This is a genomic window from Microcystis sp. M061S2 (assembly GCF_020245605.1).
Lineage (GTDB): Bacteria > Cyanobacteriota > Cyanobacteriia > Cyanobacteriales > Microcystaceae > Microcystis.
This window is the reverse complement of record NZ_JADBUP010000001.1, coordinates 17,708-39,141: the sequence shown is the minus strand read 5'-3', so window position 1 is coordinate 39,141 and position 21,434 is coordinate 17,708. Positions and strand designations below refer to the sequence as shown.

22 protein-coding genes and 2 pseudogenes are annotated in these 21,434 nt (G+C 44.3%); 15 read left to right on the top strand and 9 right to left on the bottom strand.

Features of this window, described 5'->3' with window-relative positions; all coding sequences use genetic code 11:
• Window positions 1–166: 166 nt before the first annotated feature.
• Window positions 167–631 carry a DUF29 domain-containing protein gene (locus tag IM475_RS00190; protein WP_287726199.1) on the top strand — a complete coding sequence of 155 codons (465 nt, stop codon included), beginning with the start codon at window positions 167–169 and terminating at the stop codon, window positions 629–631.
• On the opposite strand, the gene IM475_RS00185 is transcribed toward IM475_RS00190, so the two are convergent.
• Window positions 628–1,416, bottom strand: coding sequence for a hypothetical protein (locus tag IM475_RS00185; protein WP_287726197.1), 789 nt, complete (start codon window positions 1,414–1,416; stop codon window positions 628–630). The two genes, IM475_RS00190 and IM475_RS00185, sit on opposite strands and share 4 nt — an antisense overlap.
• Window positions 1,417–1,508: 92 nt before the next feature.
• Between IM475_RS00185 and IM475_RS00180 the strand changes: the two are divergent.
• Window positions 1,509–1,631 (top strand): annotated as a pseudogene (locus IM475_RS00180) (IS630-like element ISMae27 family transposase); the annotation flags it as partial.
• 41 nt (window positions 1,632–1,672) lie between these two features.
• On the opposite strand, the gene IM475_RS00175 reads toward IM475_RS00180, so the two are convergent.
• From IM475_RS00175 to IM475_RS00160, 4 genes are all read right to left on the bottom strand, one after another.
• On the bottom strand, window positions 1,673–2,200 hold the full coding sequence (locus tag IM475_RS00175) for a type IV pilin-like G/H family protein (RefSeq protein WP_287726195.1): 528 nt from the start codon (window positions 2,198–2,200) through the stop codon (window positions 1,673–1,675).
• Window positions 2,201–2,571: 371 nt separating this feature from the next.
• A complete protein-coding gene (locus IM475_RS00170) occupies window positions 2,572–3,105 on the bottom strand; it encodes a type IV pilin protein (RefSeq protein ID WP_287726193.1) in 534 nt (177 codons plus the stop codon).
• A 150-nt stretch (window positions 3,106–3,255) separates the two neighbouring features.
• On the bottom strand, window positions 3,256–3,642 hold the full coding sequence (locus IM475_RS00165) for a DUF4164 family protein (RefSeq protein WP_287726190.1): 387 nt from the start codon (window positions 3,640–3,642) through the stop codon (window positions 3,256–3,258).
• Between the two features lie 71 nt (window positions 3,643–3,713).
• Window positions 3,714–4,025, bottom strand: a complete 312-nt coding sequence (locus IM475_RS00160) for a DUF4164 family protein (RefSeq protein WP_287726189.1) — start codon at window positions 4,023–4,025, stop codon at window positions 3,714–3,716.
• Between the two features lie 301 nt (window positions 4,026–4,326).
• Between IM475_RS00160 and IM475_RS00155 the strand changes: the two are divergent.
• A pseudogene (locus IM475_RS00155) lies at window positions 4,327–4,413 on the top strand (IS200/IS605 family transposase); the annotation flags it as partial.
• Between the two features lie 94 nt (window positions 4,414–4,507).
• On the top strand, window positions 4,508–5,791 hold the full coding sequence (locus tag IM475_RS00150; protein ID WP_287726186.1) for a TldD/PmbA family protein: 1,284 nt from the start codon (window positions 4,508–4,510) through the stop codon (window positions 5,789–5,791).
• Between the two features lie 279 nt (window positions 5,792–6,070).
• Here the strand turns inward: IM475_RS00150 and IM475_RS00145 are convergent, their stop codons facing one another.
• Window positions 6,071–7,753, bottom strand: a complete 1,683-nt coding sequence (locus IM475_RS00145; RefSeq protein ID WP_287726184.1) for a hypothetical protein — start codon at window positions 7,751–7,753, stop codon at window positions 6,071–6,073.
• A gap of 295 nt (window positions 7,754–8,048) precedes the next feature.
• Here IM475_RS00145 and bchD point away from each other — a divergent pair, with 295 nt between their 5' ends.
• From bchD to ispD, 5 genes are all read left to right on the top strand, one after another.
• The gene (bchD, locus tag IM475_RS00140; protein WP_287726182.1) at window positions 8,049–10,046 is read left to right on the top strand and encodes a magnesium chelatase ATPase subunit D; all 1,998 of its coding nucleotides are present in this window, start codon (window positions 8,049–8,051) and stop codon (window positions 10,044–10,046) included.
• Between the two features lie 287 nt (window positions 10,047–10,333).
• A complete protein-coding gene (locus IM475_RS00135; RefSeq protein WP_287726179.1) occupies window positions 10,334–10,837 on the top strand; it encodes a hypothetical protein in 504 nt (167 codons plus the stop codon).
• 10 nt (window positions 10,838–10,847) lie between these two features.
• The gene (locus IM475_RS00130; RefSeq protein WP_287726177.1) at window positions 10,848–11,738 is read left to right on the top strand and encodes a hypothetical protein; all 891 of its coding nucleotides are present in this window, start codon (window positions 10,848–10,850) and stop codon (window positions 11,736–11,738) included.
• Window positions 11,739–12,102: 364 nt separating this feature from the next.
• The gene (locus IM475_RS00125; protein ID WP_287726174.1) at window positions 12,103–12,501 is read left to right on the top strand and encodes a DUF1824 family protein; all 399 of its coding nucleotides are present in this window, start codon (window positions 12,103–12,105) and stop codon (window positions 12,499–12,501) included.
• Window positions 12,502–12,658: 157 nt separating this feature from the next.
• Window positions 12,659–13,339: a 2-C-methyl-D-erythritol 4-phosphate cytidylyltransferase gene (ispD, locus tag IM475_RS00120; RefSeq protein WP_287726172.1), complete on the top strand. Its 681-nt coding sequence runs from the start codon at window positions 12,659–12,661 to the stop codon at window positions 13,337–13,339.
• Here ispD and IM475_RS00115 read toward each other — a convergent pair.
• Window positions 13,334–13,951: a serine O-acetyltransferase gene (locus IM475_RS00115; RefSeq protein WP_287726169.1), complete on the bottom strand. Its 618-nt coding sequence runs from the start codon at window positions 13,949–13,951 to the stop codon at window positions 13,334–13,336. The genes ispD and IM475_RS00115 overlap by 6 nt on opposite strands.
• A 104-nt stretch (window positions 13,952–14,055) precedes the next feature.
• Here IM475_RS00115 and IM475_RS00110 point away from each other — a divergent pair, with 104 nt between their 5' ends.
• Complete coding sequence (locus IM475_RS00110) at window positions 14,056–15,006, top strand: glycosyltransferase family 2 protein (RefSeq protein WP_287726167.1); 951 nt, start codon at window positions 14,056–14,058, stop codon at window positions 15,004–15,006.
• 97 nt (window positions 15,007–15,103) lie between these two features.
• On the opposite strand, the gene IM475_RS00105 is transcribed toward IM475_RS00110, so the two are convergent.
• Window positions 15,104–15,277, bottom strand: a complete 174-nt coding sequence (locus tag IM475_RS00105; RefSeq protein WP_287726165.1) for a type II toxin-antitoxin system HicB family antitoxin — start codon at window positions 15,275–15,277, stop codon at window positions 15,104–15,106.
• Between the two features lie 187 nt (window positions 15,278–15,464).
• Here IM475_RS00105 and menB point away from each other — a divergent pair, with 187 nt between their 5' ends.
• The 3 genes from menB (at window position 15,465) to IM475_RS00090 (ending at window position 17,787) form a co-directional block, all read left to right on the top strand.
• Window positions 15,465–16,298, top strand: a complete 834-nt coding sequence (menB, locus tag IM475_RS00100; protein ID WP_287658163.1) for a 1,4-dihydroxy-2-naphthoyl-CoA synthase — start codon at window positions 15,465–15,467, stop codon at window positions 16,296–16,298.
• 261 nt (window positions 16,299–16,559) lie between these two features.
• Entirely contained in the window at window positions 16,560–16,862 is a 303-nt protein-coding gene (gene rbp, locus IM475_RS00095) for an RNA-binding regulator (protein ID WP_287726164.1), read from the top strand.
• Between the two features lie 118 nt (window positions 16,863–16,980).
• A complete protein-coding gene (locus IM475_RS00090) occupies window positions 16,981–17,787 on the top strand; it encodes a TylF/MycF/NovP-related O-methyltransferase (protein ID WP_287726161.1) in 807 nt (268 codons plus the stop codon).
• Between the two features lie 412 nt (window positions 17,788–18,199).
• On the opposite strand, the gene IM475_RS00085 is transcribed toward IM475_RS00090, so the two are convergent.
• Window positions 18,200–18,817, bottom strand: coding sequence for a DedA family protein (locus IM475_RS00085; protein ID WP_287726160.1), 618 nt, complete (start codon window positions 18,815–18,817; stop codon window positions 18,200–18,202).
• 69 nt (window positions 18,818–18,886) lie between these two features.
• Between IM475_RS00085 and IM475_RS00080 the strand changes: the two genes are divergently transcribed.
• Both IM475_RS00080 and IM475_RS00075 read left to right on the top strand, forming a co-directional pair.
• Window positions 18,887–19,426 carry a pentapeptide repeat-containing protein gene (locus IM475_RS00080; RefSeq protein WP_287658160.1) on the top strand — a complete coding sequence of 180 codons (540 nt, stop codon included), beginning with the start codon at window positions 18,887–18,889 and terminating at the stop codon, window positions 19,424–19,426.
• Between the two features lie 346 nt (window positions 19,427–19,772).
• Complete coding sequence (locus tag IM475_RS00075; protein ID WP_287726158.1) at window positions 19,773–21,392, top strand: ABC transporter substrate-binding protein; 1,620 nt, start codon at window positions 19,773–19,775, stop codon at window positions 21,390–21,392.
• Window positions 21,393–21,434 lie beyond the last annotated feature (42 nt).

Below are 21,434 nucleotides of genomic sequence, written 5' to 3'. Positions count from 1 at the left end.
TGCTTCGCCCCTACAGGACGCGGAACCATGAAGACGCAAGGTTTTGAAGCACGATTCTCTCAGAATCTTGCACCTGTTTCGGGAGAAAAGCCACAAAACCTCTACCTTGCCTACATTTCACATTTATTCAGCAGACCCTAATTACTCAACAGAGAAGGTCAAAATTATGACTTTAGCAAAGGTAAAAAATCTTTACGATCAAGATTTTGCTTTGTGGATAGAGAAGACGGTCAAACAATTAAAATCTGGGGATTTATCTCAAGTTGATTTAGAGAATTTGATCGAGGAGGTGGAATCTTTGGGAAGACGAGACAAAAGGGAACTTAAAAACCGTTTAATTACATTATTTGAACAGGCTTTAAAACGGCGTTATCTTCCTTTGTCCGACTGTTATCGAGGTTGGGAAGTCACAATTAAACGCTGTCAATTTAAGTTAAAAGATATCCTTGACGATTCCCCTAGTTTATGCAGTTTTTTAACCGATATTTGTGACAATTGTTATCAGGAAGCGGTGGAGAATATGCGAATTGAATATGATGCTAATTTTCCCGATGTTTGTCCTTTTTCTAAGGATATTGATCGCTTATTAAATCATAAGTTTTGGCAGGATGAAAAATACGCTAACCCCTAATCCTTCGGGGGAATTGCCATCACTTGATTATCGCCTAACACAACCAATTTACCCCCCAATTTTTCGATATTTTCCTTAGCTAACTTGCGGGTTTCTTCGTCTTGGCTATTTAGCCAGACTAACATCCAAGCACCGACTCTAGGAGCGCGACTATCGGGATTAGTTTCTAAAAATTTTACTGTTCCCCTGGCGGATTTTTCGATAAATTCATTACCAGCAATTTTCGCCCAATCGGCAGCCATTTGATGCGATTTTTTTGCCGCAGGAATATCGCCTAAAAATAATAGTTCATCCACTCCTTTATATAACCAAATAAAATAGGCATCGGTGACATCAGGAGTGAGTTTTGATAAACCTTTATTCATAATCTCAACGGTTCTTTCGGGTTTGCCAGCATTCAGGGAAGAAGCGACGGACATCATCAAATAGGCGCGGACAAATTTCGGGTCATTTTTAGTGACAATCTCCATAAAATCGGGACTTAAACCGTAACCAGTTTCCCCACGAGCATCCCCATCGCCATAATATTGAATAAACTGTAACATTGACCAATTGGCTAACATATTGTCAAAGCCAAAAGCTGGCATATTTTTTAATAACTCAACTTGAGCATTTTCTAGGCGAGATTCTTGACTATAATTTCTCTCTAATAACTTTTCTTTGGTCAAGGTTTTCACCTTTTCCTGTTGCATTTCGACAATGGCCATGATTAGCCCACCGATAACGGCAACTAAACCAAGAGTTTTAAGTAGGGATAAATTGAGCGATTTTTTTGCGCCTAGCATAGATTTAAACGAAAGTCAATAACATTAACAAAAATAAAAGGTTTTATTTTAGAGACTGTTCGTAAATGAATATTAAGCGGGAAACTGACCACTTTGATCAACTGCCCTATTGTTCAGAAGTAAATCCCATTGAGAGAGTTTGTCCATATTTGAAAAACTTATTGGCATGGAGTAATTTTAACTCCCTTGATCACCCAAGAAGTAAACTTTACAATGGATTTAAGGTAATGGATTTACCTGCGGAGGCGATCATGGATTAATTAAACTGGGGAGGCAATGGTGGATTACCAACTATATTGCCCCCGGTACAGCCGCCAGAAGGGTTGACAAAAACATTATCTTGTAAAGGAGTTAGAGCCGCACAGATAACGGGAGATAAGCGCCCGTCTGGGATCATTCGGACTCCTCCTGCATAATTCTTAATATCATTATCAAATTCAGGCCGTGCCTGCGCTCTATAGGAAGATTGCATATCATTGGGAGGGAAGTAATCGCTAAAAGTATAAAATCTAGCGTTGTTAATGCCACTAATGGGTAATTCATTTGTCTGTACGCTGGCAAAAATACCATTTTCGTAGCGATAAGCCTGTTGGGCGCGATTGATTTGTCCCAGTATCGCCAGTGCTTCTGCTTCCCTAGCTTTCGAGACTTGCCCTAATAGATTCGGTAAACCGACGGCGGCGAGGACCCCTAATATAACCACTACTACTAACAATTCTACTAAAGTAAAACCCCTCGCTTTTTTCCCTTGTGATTTAATTGCTAAAAAAAGAAGGTATTTCATGGTTAAGCCCTGGCAATATTGACTATATTTTTCTAGTTGGGCTTTGGAGATTTTAGCTATCAGCTTCTGAAAGCAATAGGCAAGGGACTCCAAGAAAGAATCTGGCAATTCCCTTACCTAAAAAGAAGGTCAGTACGTCAAGGCTTTCAGCTTCACAAATTAGGTTTGAGATTCAGCCCTTGTTATCAGAGGTGAGTTTTTAGTTCACTGTTTACTGATAAAATCCCATCCCCAAAATAACCAAGATCGCAGATTTTGCAAGAGAATATTTCCCTGTCACCTTCCGCTAAGGTGTGATTAAGATTGAGTTATGAAATTGCGATTGTCAGATAAGTATGCAACCGCAACCCCCATACTTTTCTAGACTAGGATTAATTGACCGGACGAGCAACAGTAGCAGCAGCACAAGCCGCGGTCCCATCAGCAGCTGGGGTAGTTAAATCACCTGCGGTTAGGGCAGCAGTACTGGCGGCAGTGGCCTGTTCACAGATAACAGCATTAAAAACTCCAGCGGTGGTTTGACCGACGGCAGAGCCGTATTCGAGAATATCGTTCGCATAGGTTGCCGCAGGGGCCATATGTGCCTCGGCACTGGTAGCAGTATTAGTGACATTGCTGGGCTGTGCATAGTAGGTGACGGTAAACTGAACGGGTAACTGAGTTACAGCACCAAAGGTTGTGTTTTCCAAGCGGTAAACCTGTTGGGCGCGGTTAAGGACACCGAGGTTGGTGCGAGCTTCAGCTTGTCTGCCTTTGGCCACCTGACCGAGGATGTTGGGGAGAGAGATAGCGGCCAGTACACCGATGATGATAACGACCACTAGGAGTTCGATGAGGGTGAAACCTTTGTTACCGTTCTTCTTGTTGAGAGCTTGGATAAGTTTGAATTTGAAAGCGGAGTTCATAGCTGTGTTCCTGATGGATGTTTTCTTGTCTGTAATCAATTTACCCATTTGTTTCAAAAAACCTATCACCCTTGGAAAAAATTTTTTTTGGGGTGGTGGGGTGGTGGGGAAGTGGGGTGGTGGGGAAGTAACTGTTTCTCAGGGTAACTTCTAGGGATTGGGGAAAAAACCAAAAAGTTTAGCAGCACCTCCCAAGACAGCGACCACCAAAGCGATGAGAATCCCCCGGTTGGTAAATTCCTGATAAGCAACCCGTACCGTTAATCCCTCGATTTTCTCGTCTAATACTTTAGTATCGCCTTTTAAATCAGCTTGTCCTATCTCCAGTTTCGTCAACCGCTCATCTACCTTGTCAAATCTCTCATCTACCTTGTCAAATCTCTCATTCATCCGTTTTTCCAGGGAGTCGATTTTCTCATCTATCCGATTTTCCAGGGAGTCGATTTTCTCATCCATCCGTTTTTCCAGGGAGTCGATTTTACTCTCAATCCTTGTGAGGACGGATTCTAGGGAATAGGTGACAGTTTCGTTAGACATTTTGCTCTACTCCTATAGATTCTTGAGTTTTTTATCGTTCTCAGGGAAGTGACTGTTTCTCAGGGGAACTTCTAGGGATTGGGGAAAAAACCAAAAAGTTTAGCAGCACCTCCCAAGACAGCAACCACCAAAGCGATGAGAATCCCCCGGTTGGTAAATTCCTGATAAGCAACCCGTACCGTTAATCCCTCGATTTTCTCGTCTAATACTTTAATATCTCCTTTTAAATCGGCCTTGAGTTCGGCCTGTCCGATTTCTAATTGGGTTAGCCGGTCATCCACCTTGTCAAATCTCTCATCCATCCGTTTTTCCAGGGAGTCGATTTTACTTTCAATCCTTGTCAGTACGGATTCTAGGGAATAGCTGACAGTTTCGTTAGACATTTTGCTACACTCCTCGACTTATCTGGCGACTATCTTAATTATTATACTAAATCCCTTGAGTAAGTAAGTGGTTCTAATTAATATGATTCAAAACTTATAAATTCAATATAATCGAATACACAACTAAACTTGATATTTCTGTAATGCTTAAGTAGATAGGTATTAAAAACTTTCAGATCCCCCCTTATCAAGGGGGGATCAAGGGGGGATTAAAGGCAAAATCCATTTTTAATTTAATTATAACCAGCTACTTAATTACTTAAAAGCGTTTTCTAGTCGCAGATATGAACAAGCTGGTTATCCTCAATCAGATGGGAAAGATGCTCTTTGGTCTCCTAGTTATTTTGTTTCTTCTGTGGGAGCTGTGCCATTGGCAGTTCTTAAGTGATATATTAGAGATCAAGAAAAGCCGTCGTGAAACGACGGGGTTTTAAACCCAAATTTTCGATAATCAGATAGCTATCATCTCAAAAACTATCACCATGACGATCGATCCGCAACAACTCATCGAACTAGCTCTCAAATCGGGAGCGGTGGCAGCCGAAGTTTATCAATCTTCCTCCCTTTCCCATCCCGTTTTTTTTGAGGCTAATCGTCTCAAACAGCTAGAAAGTTCTGAATCCGTGGGAACTGCCTTAAGATTATGGCGCGAGGGTTGTCCGGGGTTAGCGGTGGGTTATGGTGATGTGGAACCGAAAATTTTAGTAGAAACGGCGTTAAATTTATCCTATCTCAATGCCCCGGAAGAAATCGAATTTTCGGCACCACGACGGGCAATTTATGACCCGATTGGTCAGGATGTGGCGGTAGAATCTTTAATCGAGATGGGTAATCAAATGATTGGCCAAATTCGCCAAGTTTATCCTGAGGTTATTTGTAGTGGTGAATGGGAATGTGAACGGGAAATCACCCGTTTGGTTAATTCCCAGGGTTTATATTGTCAATATACCGATACATCTTTGAGTTATTATCTGGGGATTGAATGGGTACGGGGGGAGGATTTTCTCGCGGTTTATGATGGGGAATATACTCGCAGTACACCTCATCCCGCAACCGTAATTAAACAGTTATTGCAGCGACTACAATGGGCAGCCAATAATGTGGATAGTCCCACGGGAAAATTACCAATTTTATTGACCGCTAATGCAGTTACCCTGTTATGGGGTACGGTGGCGATGGCTTTAAATGGTAAACAGATCTTAGAAAAGTCTTCGCCCTGGAGTGATAAAATCGGTCAATTGGTGATGTCAGAAAAGTTGACCCTATCCCAACAACCGGACCGAGAACCCTATAGTTGTCCCTTTGATGATGAGGGAACTCCTACCAAATTTTTATCTTTAATTGAGGGAGGTAGAGTTAAGGAATTCTATAGCGATCGTACCACGGCCAGATTATTAAAAACTACTCCGACGGGAAACGGTTTTCGTCCCGGTTTAGGGGTTTATCCCATGGCGGATTTAGTTAATTTAATCGTGGCACCGGGAGAGGGAACTTTAGAGGATTTAATCTCGCAAATAGATGAGGGCCTAGTTATCGACCAAATTTTAGGTCATGGGGCCGATATTTCGGGCGATTTTTCTGTCAATATCGATCTGGGTTATCGCATAGAAAAGGGCAAAATCACCGGACGAGTTAAAGATACAATGGTGACGGGAAATGTTTATACAGCTTTGCAAAATTTAATCGCTTTGGGGTCCGATAATCAATGGAATGGTTCCTGTTATACTCCCTCGCTAATCGTTGATAGTTTATCGGTGGTGGGTTAAATCAGTTATCAGTTATCAGTTATCAGTTATCAGTTATCAGTTATCAGTTATCAGTTTACTGAAATTAACTCAGCCTACTTTTTGGGGTTAATTTTTTTGGGCTTTATTTGACCTGAAAAGAGGGGGTTCGCAGGCAGGCACGGATTCCCATTATATAAGAAATTATCTGTCAAGTCGTGGGGTTTTGTCAAGCTTTTGGTAAAAAAAATTAACCGACACTCAAGGGGAGAAAATTGTCAGCAGAGATATTATTTAATCTCCCCTGTGAATCGGTATTTTTTAGCTTGGGATTAACGCTTTAGTTGCCGAGGCACCAAGGCGATTCAATTGCCGATTAATTTGCCATCCGACGAGGGTTAAACCCAACCACTGACCGAAGATTGCCAAAGCGAAAGAGGGAAGTGTAGCGTATTTAGTAGCGGCAATGGGGAGAAAAGTAAAAAACCATAAAAGCGGAGATTGACTGGGATTAACTCCCAAGACAGCGAAACAGAGGAAGGGGAAAATAATCAAAATGCCGATGCTAGTGGCTGCCAGCAAAGCGCGTTTATTTGTGCTGGCTAACATCAATAATTGGGCGATAGCGGCATAGACTAAAATCATGTTCATTGCCAAGAGAAACCCGGCTGCAGTGGCTAGTTTATATTGATGGAGAGGGGCGATAAAAATAGCGGGAAGGATGAATAAAATGGCAATGGCGACGTTAACAGCCATGGCTAGGGTAGAAGGGCTTTTTTCGCCAAAGATTAAAGCTTTCCCCAGACTAATGCCCTTTTTTCCTTGCAGATGACGATAGCGCGCCCAATCTTGGAGAGTTTGACGGGGGGGAGTGAGGGCAAAAAGGATTAACAAGCCAAAAATTGCCACAAAAACGCTAAGAATCGCAAAATTATCGAAAATATAGCTCGGTTGCAGAGTTTGGAAGACAAAACCTAGGCTAATGGCACTAAAACAGCCCATCATCCAGTAACTTTGGGGTTTACTAACAAGAGTAGCGAGGGGATTATGGAAGCGACGCTGGAGAATTCTGGTTAAACCGTAGGTGCAGAGGGCGAAATTGAGCAAAATTAAGCTGATACCCATTATAACCGATTGCCAGAGAGATTGACCGTACCAACGCAGATCGAAGATTTGTGAGATTCCTAGATAGCGTACCGCATCGGGGGGGAGAAAGGTAGATTTAACTAGATAGGGAAGGACAAAACTAGGATTAAAGAGAATTAACCAATCAAAGGGGGTACGGAAACCGCCATAGCCCGATAAAGTAATAATACTGCTATAAAACACAAAGATTAAGACTGTTGCGCTGCCTAACCAGGGTTGAAATCCCCCTAACCATGGCGTGGCTAAAGCGAAACTAAGGGCGGCATGATAAAAAAAGGCACAACTAGCGATCAGAACCGCGTAGAAGGCTAAAATTAACGATAGGGGAATACCTGCTAATAAACCCGCCCCCAAGTGAAAGGGTAAAGCGAGAAGACAGACGAGATAGAGGAGAATGGGAACCCCGAAAATTTTGCCGATAAAAATCGTTTTGGCGGGTTGGGGACTCAGACGGATAAAATTAAGTGTACCCCGGCGCTCTTCCCCAGAAAGATCGGCGATTAATTGATAGGTTCCCACCACTAAAAGAGCGAAAATGCCGGTAATGCTCAGAAAAGTGAAGATATCCAACCACCATAACCGGGAGATAATCATCCATTGACCATTTAAGTCTTGGATACAGTATTTGAGCCCACTATAGGGATAATAATCGTTGTTATTGGGGGGATTAGCGGTACAGTAACGACTAAATCCCGCCGCTACTGGCAAGAGATTTTGATAGTATAAATAAACTAATAATTGACCAACGAGGGAGATAATCGAGGCGATCGAGATATTTTTCGGGGTTAATCTTCCTTGCCATTCTCGCATAATTTGCGGGTTGGTTTCCGTAAGGCGATCGATTATTGTCGCTATCATATTTCTGTCCTCTCTACAGCCGTCAACAGGAGCTAATCCTAGATTAACCCAGCAACTTCTCGATCGGTTCGGGGTTGAAGAAATCCATCGAGATGCAGCTAAGTAGCTGGTTATAATTAAATTAAAAAGGGATTTTAGGTTCGATCCCCCCTTAATCCCCCCTTGATAAGGGGGGTGTCTGATAATTTTTAACGACTACCTACTTAAAATCTGGGTTCGGGAATCAAAAAGGGAAAAGTGCCGGACCCGGGAGCTTCTGTTTTACACTAGAATTTGGCCGCCTGAATCTAGATCTATGCCCACTGTGACCCTCAATTTTCCCCTAACTGCCGTTGTCGGCCAAGAAGCGATTAAATTAGCCCTACTCTTAGCCGCCGTGGATCCCGCCCTAGGGGGTGTGGTAATTGCCGGTCGTCGGGGAACCGCCAAATCAGTCATGGCGCGGGCGATACATTCCCTACTGCCACCGATCGAAATTATCGCAGGTAATGTCTTTAATTGTGATCCCAACCATCCCGACGAATGGGACGATCGCACTAAAGAAGAATATAGCAGTGGAGAGGTCCCCACGGAAGTTATCCGGGCCCCCTTCGTGCAGATTCCTCTAGGAGTCACCGAGGATCGTTTATTGGGTTCCGTCGATGTGGAAGAATCGGTGAAACAGGGGGAACCAGTCTTTCAACCCGGTTTATTAGCCAGCGCCCATCGGGGAATTCTCTACATCGATGAAATTAATCTACTTGATGACCAAATTGCTAACCAATTACTCACAGTTTTAAGCGAAGGACGTAACCAAATCGAACGGGAAGGCATCAGTTTTCAACATCCCTGCAAACCAATCCTGATCGCTACTTATAACCCAGAAGAAGGGGATTTACGACCCCATTTATTAGATAGAATTGCCATTGCTCTTTCCGCCGATGGTGTCCTCAGTTTAGACCAACGAGTAACCGCCGTCAATCAGGCGATCGAGTATGCTGTTTCTCCCAGCGCTTTTATCGCCCAATATGCCCAAGAAATCGATGATCTAAAAACCGAAATTATCCTGGCGAGGGAATGGTTAAAAGAGGTAAAAATTAAACCCGAACAAATTAGTTATCTAGTGGAAGAAGCGGTGCGCGGTAAGGTAGAAGGTCATCGCGCCGAGATTTTTGCCGTGAGAGTAGCCAAGGCGGCCGCCGCTTTAGAAGGTCGGGATTTAGTCAGTGCCGATGACTTAAAAAGAGCCGTCGAATTAGTTATTGTACCTCGATCGCTGATTACGCCACCACCCCCAGAACAGGAACAACAGCCACCGCCACCACCGCCACCACCGGAACCGCCCCAAGACGAAAACCAGCAGGAACAGGAAGAAAAAGAGGAGGAGAAAGAGGAGGAAAAAGAACCGGAACAGCCGGATAATTTGCCGGAAGAATTTGTTTTCGACCCAGAAGGGGTTTTACTGGATCCCAGTGTGTTGTATTTTGCCCAGATGGCCCAGCGTCAGGGGAAATCGGGGGCGCGTAACCTGATTTTCTCGGAAGATAGAGGACGTTATATTAAGCCGATGTTACCCCGGGGCAAGGTGAAAAGAGTCGCCGTCGATGCCACTCTCCGGGCGGCCGCCCCCTATCAAAAAGCCCGTCGCTTGAGGAATCCCGAACGTCATGTGATTATAGAAGAAGGGGATCTGCGCTCAAAACGGCTGGCCCGCAAGGCCGGTTCTTTAATTGTCTTTGTGGTTGATGCCTCCGGTTCCATGGCCCTGAATCGGATGCAGTCGGCCAAAGGTGCGGTTATGCGTCTGTTAACGGAAGCTTACGAAAATCGCGACCAGATTGCCCTGATTCCTTTCCGGGGTGAGCGAGCAGATGTACTATTACCGCCGACCAAATCGATTACCCTAGCGAAAAAACGTCTAGAAACCCTGCCCTGTGGCGGCGGTTCCCCTTTAGCCCACGGTTTAACCCAAGCGGTTCATGTGGGGATGAATGCCCGTTTATCGGGGGATATCGGTCAAGTGGTGATTGTGGCGATTACCGACGGTAGAAGTAATATTCCTTTGGCGAAATCTTTAGGCGAACCGATTCCGGAGGGTGAAAAACCCGATATTAAGGCAGAACTGCTCGATATTGCCGCTAAAATTCGCTCTTTAGGCATTAAATTGCTGGTTATCGATACGGAGAAAAAATTCGTCTCCACTGGTTTTGCCAAAGAATTAGCCCTAAAAGCCGGTGGTAAATATTATCATCTACCCCGGGCCACGGAACAAGCGATCGCATCTATGGCGCGAGGGGCAATTGCAGGACTGTAGCTAGGGTTTGCGGCAAAAAGTTTTTCCTGGGGGCAGGGTGTGGGGTGTTAGGGTGTGGGGTGTGGGGTGTAGGGTGTAGGGTGTGGGGAAGGAAACCTCTTTCATCTGTGGGGGTGAAAATTTTTTCATCGGGACTGCCGACCGCCTTCGTTAATGACTCGAATTTTGCTGATTTTCTGTTTTTTTTTCGATCCAGTGTGACAGCATCTAGAAAAACTTAACAATAATCAGCAATCAGCGAGAGATATACTACAAACAAACTTGAGCAAGTTTTAATTAAGAGAACTATGAACTTTCGATTTGGCAAAATCTTGATAGCAGGGGTATTAGCGGTACTTTTGCTAGTAACTTCCTGTGCTAAAGCTCCCTCACAATTTGACCAAGCGCAACAAGAAAGCACCGCTCGTGGGGCGGCGGCAGTGGTGAAAGAATCCACCTCGGGCGGCAGTTTTAATCGGTTTTTCCCGCCTTCTGGGGGAGGATACGAGCGCGTCTATACCCAGGAGAAAAAAGGCTTTGCCGAGGCAAAACTGAAGCAAGATGGCAAAGTTCTGGCCATGTTAGCCATATCTGACATCAGCAATAATCCCGCCGCGGCCAATAAATTCCAAGACAGTCAAACCACAATTAAAGGTTTTCCCTCTGTGGAACAGGGTGCAACCGCCAGCGCCGTTTTAGTCAATAATCGCTATCAAGTCAAGGTTTTATCGCGGGAGCCAGATTTTGCTGCCAGCGATCGCCAAGCTTGGTTAGCTAAGTTCGATTTAGATGGTCTAGCAAAGTTAAAGTAAGGAGACATCCGTGAGTAAGCCAATTTTTGAACTGGTGGACGAATTACCGACGAATAATCTCACCGTCAAAGTTCTCAAAACCCTTGATTATGTCGTGCCGGGAGAGTGGGATAACCTAGTCGGGTTTAAAAATACGATTATCACAGTCACCGGCGAAACCGACGAAAGCATGATCCAACAGATTGGCGATCGAGCCGTTTGGTTGTTTAATGATAAATCCCAGGGCTATCAACGGGCGCTCTGGCTCTACCAAACCATCGACAGCGCCGATAATGCCCTAGCCGCCGCCTCTCTTGCTAATGCCGTCGGTGGTAAAATTCCCCTCATGGGCGGTTTAATCGAAAAATTAACCCCTGCCCCCGAAAAAGCGCAAACCATCGATCTAACCTTGAAATTAGTGACCGAATTAGTCGCTTTTTGTCAAATTAATGGCATTCCGGGGGATAGTATCGGGGATTTCGTCGCTTCCCTAGGAGATTATAGCGGCGAATCCCTGATGCGGATGGCGGCGTTAGTTTGTTTGGATGGTTTAATCCCTCTGGGGGGCAGTTTTATCCGCAAAGTGGAATCGGGCCTCAGCATTCTCAGGCCGGAAGAATTAGAATCTAACTCCACTTTCGCCAGTATTAAAGAATTGATTCCGGGGGGAAATACTGCCAGAAAATTAGACTTTATCGGTCAAAGTTTCGACTCGACTAAAGGTTGGATGAGTAATTTTGTCAGGGAGCGCGATTTGAGCCAGCAGGTATTATTGAGCAAAATTCAGGGATTTATCGACTTTTCTGCCGATAAATTGGTATATGTTGGGGCATTCCTCGATATGACGACTAATTACTATGAACATACCGGCATTCAAACCCTGGCTCGTCGTTTAATCGAAAGAGCCGTGGCGGAAATTTAACTGCAAGACTCGGAAACAACCGAAGAAAAAGCCCTAGAGAAACGGGAGGAGTTAACTGAAGCTGCTGAGACTCTATCTCATCAGAGACACTCCTCTTTTCCCATCAGGATGTAGGTGCTTACTTCGGCTATCAAAAAGCGGTGAGTGAAATGCCCGCACAACCCGGAGCGATCGAACAAGCCCGATCAATTTTCCTGTCCCCAACCTGATATGATCGGAATTGGCGATCTTGCGATTAAGACCAATTCAAAATTTTCCTATCTCCAAATCTCAATGATTTAGGGCTTTTTTTCTTGGGAATTTGTCGTTAAGGACAGCAGCACCAGCTTATTTTTGATCTCTAGCCCCGCATATCTAACCGCTCATGTCTATTGAAGAAGCCTTGAAACTCCTAAAAGAATATGGCTGTATTCAACTAAAAATTGCCCAATCCCCTGAAGAAGAAGAAGCTCTAAGACAGGCAATTTTATTAGTTAATCAAGGTTCGGAATCAATTAATTTAGGTATCTGTGCCGATAACAATGAAGAGGGATTTAAAGCCCTGAAAACTTATCTACAGGCCCTAGGATACCCTCCACCTAATAGTCTCCCAGAAGACCAACCAGAACCGAGAGCGGTGTATATTAAATACAATACCCAAAGACAAGCTTCCTATCTCGATTCCTACACGGGAACCTATCGCGGTGTCCTGATTTCTTGTCAATCAGAAAATGATCAATTAGTCGGTACTTATGGTCACTTTCCCCTCGATTTATTCTCTTAAGAGGGATAGTTTTGGGGTTATTTAAGCGATTAACAATCATCGGCACCCCCCTTATCAAGGGGGGATTAAGGGGGGATATATTGAAACCACTTACTTAACCAGCAAAAAGCTCCCCACTGCTGTCCACTGAATTCTTAACTTTTTACCTGAAAAAAATATGTATTTGTTAATTCCAGCAGCGGGAATGGGTAAACGGATGGGCAGCGATCGCAATAAGTTACTGCTCACCCTGCACGGAAAACCGCTCCTAACTTGGACTTTGCTGGCTGCCATGCAATCCGGGGCAATTATCTGGATTGGGATTATGGCACAACCGGAAGACTTTGAGGATATCCGAGAAATTATCACCGCCATAAATGCCCTTAAACCCGTGCAAATCATCGAAGGAGGCGAAACCAGACAAAAATCGGTTTACAATGGCTTACAAGCCCTACCAGAGGGGGCTGAGACGGTTTTAATTCACGATGGGGCGCGCTGTTTAGCCACTCCCGAATTATTCGATCGCTGTGCCGCCGCTTTAGCCACTTGTCAGGGTTTCATTGCGGCGATTCCGGTGAAAGATACGATTAAAATTGTCGATAGCAAGGGCTGGATTGAGGATACACCGGATCGCTCGCGGTTGTGGGCGGCCCAAACGCCCCAGGGTTTTCAGGTAAAATTATTAAAAGAATGTCATGAACAGGGCCGAAAATTAGCTTGGGAAGTCACCGACGATGCCGCCTTATTAGAAAAATGTGGTTTTCCCGTCAAAATTGTCGTCGGTGAAGAAACTAACTTAAAAATTACTACCCCCGGAGATCTGGCAATTGCCGAGTATATTTTAAGTCAACGTTTATAATTTTTCATCTACTTTAACGCCGTCCCGTTTAATAATACGAGCGGGAATACCCACCACTACACAATTAGGTGGAACATCTTTGACTACCACTGAATTTGCGCCCACGGTGACATTATCACCGATGGTAATGTTTCCTAAGACTTTAGCGCCGGCGGTAATCCTGACATTATTGCCAATTTTGGGGCGACCGCTTTTATCTTTATAGCCAATTGTTACCTGTTGATTAATCCAACAGTTATCGCCCAAATCCGCCATAACAATCGTACTAAAACCGTGTTGAATAAATAATCCTTTGCCAATCGAACAGGAAGAATCTAGAAATAAGTAGGAACTTTCGCGATAGAAAAACCTAAGAATATACATTAAAAAACGGCTGAATGAACCACCTTGAAAAAGACGACAATAATATAAATTTCTAAATTCTTTTGCCTCCAGACACAGAGCTAAGAATTGTAACCAATCTGCTCTTTTTTCCCAGCCTAATAACTCTACCCAACGCCGCACATCACCTAAGATAAGTTCTCGATTATTAGCTACCTGAAAAGCAATGATTAAAGGGGAGAGCCGGAGAATACCCGCATAGAAAAATAATTTTCGGAAGAAACTTTTCATCGTTGGTCTAAAATAAGTGACAATAGACTTGCTTTTTGTTGCTATTGATTATAGTAGTATTGTAGCGAATAGTTCAACCTTCGCCCGTTTATTGGACTCCAACGATGTCAACTACCTTACAGTTCTTGCCCGAAGTATCCGTGATCGTGCCAATTTATAACGGAGAGAAAGATCTACCCCCTCTCATTGATTGTTTAGCCAAACAGACCTATCCCCGTCAATTAGTTGAATATATTTTAGTTGATAATAATAGTAGCGATCGCACAGCAGAATTATTAGGAAAGGCAGCGCAAGAACACCGGGGACTGAACCTGATGATTTTAAGCGAAAATCAGATACAAAGCTCCTACGCTGCTCGTAACAAAGGGATCAAAAGCTCTCGTTATCCTTTTCTGGCCTTTACCGATGCCGATTGTCGTCCCGCACCGCAATGGTTGACCGAATTGATTCAACCCTTTAAAGATACTAGGATCGGTCTGGTAGCGGGTGAAATTGCCGCCTTAACTGGTTCCACTTGGTTGGAAAAGTATGCGGAACGTCGTCACTTTATGTCACCAAAATTTCTTTTAGAACATTCTTTTTGTCCCTATGGTCAAACTGCTAACCTCGCTATTCGTCGAGAAGCTTTTCAAAAAGTTGGTTTATTTCGTCCTTATTTAACTACCGGTGGTGATGCCGATATCTGTTGGCGTATTCAACAACAAACCGACTGGCAATTAACCTACGCACCGGAGGCAATTATTTACCATCGTCATCGTTCCACCTTAGAAGACTTAAGAAGTCAATTAAAACGTTACGGGCGCTCGAATCGCTATCTTCACGAATTGTATGATATCGAATTGATGCGACCTTTAACCAACCAAGAGTTATTTTTTACTCTCGGTCGTTGGTTATTAAAAGAGCTACCAAAAAATACTCTCAAGTTATTGTTTGGTAAAGCTGATATAGTAGATTTATTGGCTACTCCCCTCGATTTAATTGGGTTTCAGTCCCGCAGCCAAGGACAAGCCACGGCTAAATTACCCGAAAAAGCTAAAGAAATCGAATGGCTTTAATTCAGTGATCAGTTATCAGTGATCAGTTATCAGTTATCAGATGTGAGTTTTCAGTGATCAGTTATCGGTTATCAGATGTAAGTTTTCAGTTCACTGATTACTGTTTACTGATTAAGGTTTCCTCTATGGTTTCTCCCTGAGTGAAACATCCTGGAATATCCTTAATTTCTGATACATATCCCCCGTCATCATCAGGATAAATTGTTATTGGATATTTTAACCATAAATAAAACTCTAATGATTCCAGCTTAGTTTTATTACTTGTACTCATATTTTTAGCTCTTTAAAGTTAGCAAATAGGATCAATATATTTTGAATAAATACTCAGAAAATATCAAGAAGAGAATCAGCTTTAAACCTTGTCGGTCAACTATCCATTCCCCTCTTCTGGCGCTCCAGGCTTCAAAGTGGGCGACAAAATGAGGTAAGGTAAAAAAGCTGTGCCGATAACCGAGACTATGAGCGTTGAATGGCAATCCGTCAAAACCTACGAGGACATTCTTTACCATAAATGGGGGGGAATCGCCAAAATTACCATCAATCGCCCCCATAAGCGTAATGCCTTCCGTCCAAAAACAGTTTTTGAGCTTTACGACGCTTTCTGTGATGCTCGCGAGGATGCCCGCATTGGGGTAGTATTGCTCACGGGTGCAGGTCCCCACAGCGACGGCAAGTATGCTTTTTGTTCTGGCGGCGATCAGACGGTGCGCGGTCTGGCGGGTTATATTGGCGATGATGGCGTACCCCGGCTCAATGTGCTGGATTTACAGAAATTAATTCGCTCCATCCCCAAGGTAGTTATCGCGCTGGTGGCAGGTTATGCGGTCGGGGGCGGTCATGTTTTGCACTTGGTTTGTGATTTAACCTTAGCGGCGGATAACGCCGTTTTTGGTCAGACAGGTCCGAAAGTGGGCAGTTTTGACGGCGGTTTTGGCTCTAGTTATCTGGCCCGGGTGGTCGGTCAGAAAAAGGCTCGCGAGATTTGGTTTCTCTGTCGGCAGTATAACGCCCAACAAGCTTTAGAAATGGGTTTGGTTAACCATGTCGTCCCGGTGGAGGAATTAGAGCGGGAAGGGGTTAAATGGTCCTTAGAAATTCTCGAAAAAAGTCCCTTGGCGATTCGCTGCCTGAAATCGGCTTTTAATGCTGATTGTGATGGTCAAGCGGGTTTACAGGAGTTAGCGGGCAATGCCACTTTACTCTACTATATGACCGCCGAAGGAGCCGAAGGGAAACAGGCTTTCCTCGAAAAACGTCCCCCCGATTTTAGTCAATATCCTTGGCTACCCTAATCAGTGATCAGTAAACAGTAAACAGTAATCAGTGAAAAGAAAGCAGAAAACCGCCGTGTAATACTGCTCACTTAATACTCCCTACTCCTACTGATAACTGATCACTGATCACTGATCACTGATAAGCTATGCTAGTTTAGAGAGAGTAGTTAGGTTCGGTAGCAGCATTGGTTTCAAACAGAAGTGGTTTTTCCCTGATGGCCTTGACTGGGTTGTGTCCGATCTCCTTCTCGAAATGGCTGTGATATTGGGAGACAATCCATGACGATTTACGTTGGTAATCTGGTTTATGACGTCACGAAAGAGGACTTGCAAGAGGTATTCGCTGAATACGGCACGGTTAGTCGCGTTTACTTGCCCGTAGATCGGGAAACGGGTAAAATGCGCGGTTTTGGTTTTGTGGAAATGTCCTCCGATGAGGAAGAAGCAATAGCGATCGAAACTCTTGACGGGGCCGAATGGATGGGACGACAGATGAAAGTCAACAAAGCTCGTCCCAAAGAAGATGATTCTGGCTATGGTGGCGGCGGTGAGCGCAAAAACTCCAGGCGCCTGGAACGTTAAACAGATTCTTGTAAAATTCCAGAAGCGGTTATTTCTGATAACCGCTTTCTTATCGATAATTAATAAATCTGCGTTTCTTTTCTAACATCCTAATGCCCATTTTAAATGTGTAACAGCTATGAATGATCAATCCGTTGCTCTGACCTCGTCCTCGCTCGAGGATGAACCACTCCACCGGACATCGGAGCTGCCGATCTGGTTCGATAATTTCGCCAATCTGGCACAGGCCTACGAGGGAAGGCTCAACGAATCCGACCCCGTAATAGAGCCTAACGATCTTCGTCTGCATCTATTAACCACATTGCTCGGCACGCCTCCGTCAGAGGCCTATTATCTCGTGCAGGGTTTGGGCCGGTGTCGGGAGATAGAGGGCGATGTGTGCGAGTTTGGTGTGGCGCAGGGAGAAACCTCCGCGCTGATCGCCAATGAAATCGCCGGAACGGACAAGACCTTACATCTATTCGATTCCTTTCAAGGTTTGCCCGCCCCCTCGGAAAAAGATCGCTTGCTCCACGATATTTTCGATTTGGGGAATATGGAAGCCTATAGGGGAAAAATGCGATGCCGTGAGGGAATGGTTCTAGAGCGATTGCGGAAGATTTCTTTTCCCGAACATCGCTACCTGATTCACAAAGGATTTTTCGATCGAATCCTCGAGCGAGCGGAAAATTTACCCGCGAGGGTTTCTTTCGCCTATGTGGATTTCGATCTGTACGAACCGATCAAACAGGTATTAGAGTTCCTCCACCCGATCACCTCCCCTGGGGCGATTATCATCGTCGATGATTACGGTTTCTTTTCTTCGGGCGTGAAGACGGCCGTAGATGAATTTATTCAAGATAAAAATGATCGGGAAAAGGTCTACGAGTACATGATCCCGGATACTCGATACGGACATTTCATCGTTTTGACGAAAAAAGGCTAACAGACGCAAAGATATCCGTTCGTCTGTACCCGTAAATTGCCTGTGAATATCCGATGTGTCGGGGGTAAATACAGAACCAAATCCTATTTAGGGTTGGCTGAATATCAGTTTAAGCCTTGCTATAAAATGGTTTTGGGACTCTTGTGGCTAAAAAAGTCCCAGAAACAAACGTTGAGAAATGGCAATAGGGACTCAAAACCCTTGCACTTTCGCTCTTCGATTGGGAAGGGTTCCACTTCCAGACGTGCGAGGTCATTCTGTTATTCTGACTTCCCCTGCCGACGACCGGCTACTGACGACCGACTCCTGACCCCACCAACAAACTTTTTCAGCATACCCTAGGTAGTTGGGGAATCTGCCACAACAAATCGATATTCCGACGCAACAAACGCACAAGCTCGCCGTCATGGGCTTAAACCGACGTTTTCCGTGACTCAAGGATAGGGTGGATAATTGTCCAAGCCAGGACGATAATTAAAGCCAAAATACCAAAACGAGCCATAGAACTAACTAACTGGTGCAAGGGGAACAAACGGCCTAAAAAGAAGGATAATGTCACCATAATCGTCGCCCACACCGTCGCCCCACCGAGATTACAGAGGAAAAAGCGACCGTAGGGCATTCGGGCAATTCCCGCCATGGGACCTGCAAAGATTCTTAACAGGGCCACGAAGCGACCGAAAAAGACCGCCCGGGGTGCATTTTTACTAAATTGTTCCTTGGCTAATTCTAGTTTTTGAGGCGGAATCCCAAAGAATTTGCCAACTTTTAACAAAAACGGCCACCCCCCGGCGCGCCCGAGCCAATAGCCAAAATTATCGCCTAAAACTGCTCCTGTAATTGCGCTGACTAAAACTAACCAATAGTTTAAATCACCGCTACCAGCAAGGAAGCCGCCGACAATGGTGATGGTTTCTCCCGGGATGGGAATCCCCATATTTTCGAGGGTGATGCCGATAAATACCGCCCAGTATCCGTATTGGTGGGCGATTTCTTCAATATTTTCTAGGGATAATAGCTCTAGGGACATGGAGCGCTTTCTTAACAAAGGTTTACGAATATTCTAAGATATTTTTACAGGATTTAACCGTAGCTGAACATGACTTTTCCCAGTATTGATTTATTAGCAATTCGTCAGGGTGAGATAAAAGATTTAGCGGGCATGAATTTGGCAGGGGCTGATTTAGCGGGTGCAGACCTAGCAGGAGCGAATTTACGCGCAAATTTACGCGGTGCTGACCTGACCGGGGCAAATTTAAGGGGAGCAGATTTTCGTAATGCCGATTTACGCGGGGCAATTCTCCTCGATGCGATCGTGACCGGGGCAAGTTTGGCCGGGGCTTTTTTAGCCGGGGCGGTTTTTAATCATCTAGATTTGTCCGGGGCGGATTTTCGCGGTGTCGATGGCCGGGGAGTGAGTTTTGTCAGGGCGATTTTAACCCAAGCGGATTTTACTAGCGCTAATCTGTCCGGGGCAGATCTGTCGGCAACCGATTTAGAGGAAGCAATTTTTTTCGGGGCGATTTTACGCGGAACAAATTTTACTGATGCCAATCTTCTTTGTGCTAGTTTAGCCTCGGCAGTAACCACGGGGGCAATTTTCGATCGAGCTTGTTTAGAAGGGACAGGATTAACCTAAATGGCAGATAGATAAAATAAGATCAGTTTCTAATCAGTTGCTGTCACCTGCTCTAGGTTTAAAAATCTTGACCATTTCCCTGTTTATCTGCCTCCATAGCTCCAGCTATTCTGAACCATTTAACCCCTTTGCTGCCCTGGGTCTTTTTCTTGGCTAAATTTATCAAGTTTTTGCCATCCTCGACTGGAAAATTTAATTTAATTGTCGGGGTAATCAGTCCGGCTATTGAAGAATTTTCCCCAACCAATTAAGCAATCAATTTACTTACTTAAGGGAACCTAGTAGAAAAGATTATCCTCAAAAATGATAGGATTGATTGATACCTAGCTGCCGTTAATCGCCATCGATGAGACCTTTACGCCGACTTTACCGCTATTTAAGTTTATTTTGCCTCTGTCTTCTTCTGACCGTGGGCTGTCAGTCCACTAATTCCAATTTACCACCAAGGGATAGCGATCGCCTGATGATCGGGACAACCCTAAAACCACGCTCGATCGATCCTGCCGATAGTTATGAGTTAGCGGGACTTTTTATTATTTATAATCTCGGTGAAACTCTCTACACCTACGCGGAAGGAACCACTAATTTAAAGCCTCTCCTAGCCACGGAATTGCCCGAAATTAGCCCCGATGGTTTGACTTATACTATCCCAGTACGTCGAGGAGTTATTTTTCATGATGGCACGGTTTTTAACGCAGAGGCGATGAAGTTTTCCCTAGAAAGATTTATCAAAAATGGTGGTGAACCTTCCTTTCTTCTTCGGGATACAATTGATAAAATTACCGCTACAAAAGAAGACGAAATTACTATTAAACTAACCAGACCTTTTGCCGCCTTTCCCGCTCTTTTAGCTTACCCCGGAGCCTGTGCGGTTTCACCCAAATTTTATCAAATTGGCGAGGGTAAATTTAAACCCGAAGAATTTATCGGCACAGGACATTATCAATTAAAAGCAGTTACCAGCGATTCTTTTAGTTTAGAAGCATTTGATCGCTATTGGGGAGAACCAGCCAAAAATAAGGGAGTTAATGTTCAAATTTATCTCTCTAATCCTGCCAATTTATTCAACGGTTTTCAGACGGGTGCGGTGGATATTGCCTATCAATCTTTACTCCCTCCTCAAGTGAGAAAATTACGCACAGAAGCAGCCCAGGGAAAATGGCAAGCGATCGAATCTTCTGGGGCAGCAATTAACTTTATGAGTCTCAATCTCAAAAGTGAACCCACCGATAATATTTTAGTGCGACAAGCAATTGCTTCTCTAGTCGATCGAGATTTACTTAATGATCGCATTTTACAAGGTCAAGGGATACCTCTTTTTAGCCTGATTCCTACTACTTTTTCCGAGTCACAACCGGTATTTAAAGAGCGCTATGGCAACCATAATATAGAGCAAGCAAAACAATTACTAAAAACTGCTGGTTATAGTCCAGAAAACCCCGCAATTGTAGAAGTTTGGCACTCCTCGGGATCGATCACTTCCAGCAGCGTGGCGGCAGTGATGAAAGCCCTAGCAAAACGAGATTTAGATAATATGATTCAATTTGAACCCAATAGTATACTAGGAGCGGCCTTTTTCCGTAATATTAGCCGGGGACTTTATACCACTGCTCTATCTAATTGGTATCCCGATTTTTTGGATGCAGATAACTATATTTATCCCTTTTTAGATTGTGCTAAAGGTTCTCCAGAAACTGGATGCGAAGAGGGAGGATCGCAAAGTCAAGGCTCATTTTTTTATAGTCAAGAAATGAATCAATTAATCGCTCAATCCCGTCGGGAAAGTAACCCAGCCAAAAGAAAGCAAATTTTTGGCAAAATTCAAGAAATTCTCGCCGATGAAGTTCCCTATATTCCCCTTTGGCAAACCAAAGAATACGCTTTTGCTCGCCATGGCATCACGGGAGTTATCATCAATCCCAGTCAAACTTTTCCCTTCTGGACAATCGCCAAAAAGTCCCGATAATTAATCATGAGTCAGCCGTCAGCTTTTGCTCCCTGCCTCGCC

Excerpts from the sequence above, each read along its gene's own strand:
- IM475_RS00190 (WP_287726199.1), top strand. The coding sequence starts at position 167 with ATGACTTTAGCAAAGGTAAAAAATCTTTACGATCAAGATTTTGCTTTG.
- IM475_RS00185 (WP_287726197.1), bottom strand. The coding sequence starts at position 1,416 with ATGCTAGGCGCAAAAAAATCGCTCAATTTATCCCTACTTAAAACTCTT.
- IM475_RS00175 (WP_287726195.1), bottom strand. The coding sequence starts at position 2,200 with ATGAAATACCTTCTTTTTTTAGCAATTAAATCACAAGGGAAAAAAGCG.
- IM475_RS00170 (WP_287726193.1), bottom strand. The coding sequence starts at position 3,105 with ATGAACTCCGCTTTCAAATTCAAACTTATCCAAGCTCTCAACAAGAAG.
- IM475_RS00165 (WP_287726190.1), bottom strand. The coding sequence starts at position 3,642 with ATGTCTAACGAAACTGTCACCTATTCCCTAGAATCCGTCCTCACAAGG.
- IM475_RS00160 (WP_287726189.1), bottom strand. The coding sequence starts at position 4,025 with ATGTCTAACGAAACTGTCAGCTATTCCCTAGAATCCGTACTGACAAGG.
- IM475_RS00150 (WP_287726186.1), top strand. The coding sequence starts at position 4,508 with ATGACGATCGATCCGCAACAACTCATCGAACTAGCTCTCAAATCGGGA.
- IM475_RS00145 (WP_287726184.1), bottom strand. The coding sequence starts at position 7,753 with ATGATAGCGACAATAATCGATCGCCTTACGGAAACCAACCCGCAAATT.
- bchD (WP_287726182.1), top strand. The coding sequence starts at position 8,049 with ATGCCCACTGTGACCCTCAATTTTCCCCTAACTGCCGTTGTCGGCCAA.
- IM475_RS00135 (WP_287726179.1), top strand. The coding sequence starts at position 10,334 with ATGAACTTTCGATTTGGCAAAATCTTGATAGCAGGGGTATTAGCGGTA.
- IM475_RS00125 (WP_287726174.1), top strand. The coding sequence starts at position 12,103 with ATGTCTATTGAAGAAGCCTTGAAACTCCTAAAAGAATATGGCTGTATT.
- ispD (WP_287726172.1), top strand. The coding sequence starts at position 12,659 with ATGTATTTGTTAATTCCAGCAGCGGGAATGGGTAAACGGATGGGCAGC.
- IM475_RS00115 (WP_287726169.1), bottom strand. The coding sequence starts at position 13,951 with ATGAAAAGTTTCTTCCGAAAATTATTTTTCTATGCGGGTATTCTCCGG.
- IM475_RS00110 (WP_287726167.1), top strand. The coding sequence starts at position 14,056 with ATGTCAACTACCTTACAGTTCTTGCCCGAAGTATCCGTGATCGTGCCA.
- IM475_RS00105 (WP_287726165.1), bottom strand. The coding sequence starts at position 15,277 with ATGAGTACAAGTAATAAAACTAAGCTGGAATCATTAGAGTTTTATTTA.
- menB (WP_287658163.1), top strand. The coding sequence starts at position 15,465 with ATGAGCGTTGAATGGCAATCCGTCAAAACCTACGAGGACATTCTTTAC.
- rbp (WP_287726164.1), top strand. The coding sequence starts at position 16,560 with ATGACGATTTACGTTGGTAATCTGGTTTATGACGTCACGAAAGAGGAC.
- IM475_RS00090 (WP_287726161.1), top strand. The coding sequence starts at position 16,981 with ATGAATGATCAATCCGTTGCTCTGACCTCGTCCTCGCTCGAGGATGAA.
- IM475_RS00085 (WP_287726160.1), bottom strand. The coding sequence starts at position 18,817 with ATGTCCCTAGAGCTATTATCCCTAGAAAATATTGAAGAAATCGCCCAC.
- IM475_RS00080 (WP_287658160.1), top strand. The coding sequence starts at position 18,887 with ATGACTTTTCCCAGTATTGATTTATTAGCAATTCGTCAGGGTGAGATA.
- IM475_RS00075 (WP_287726158.1), top strand. The coding sequence starts at position 19,773 with ATGAGACCTTTACGCCGACTTTACCGCTATTTAAGTTTATTTTGCCTC.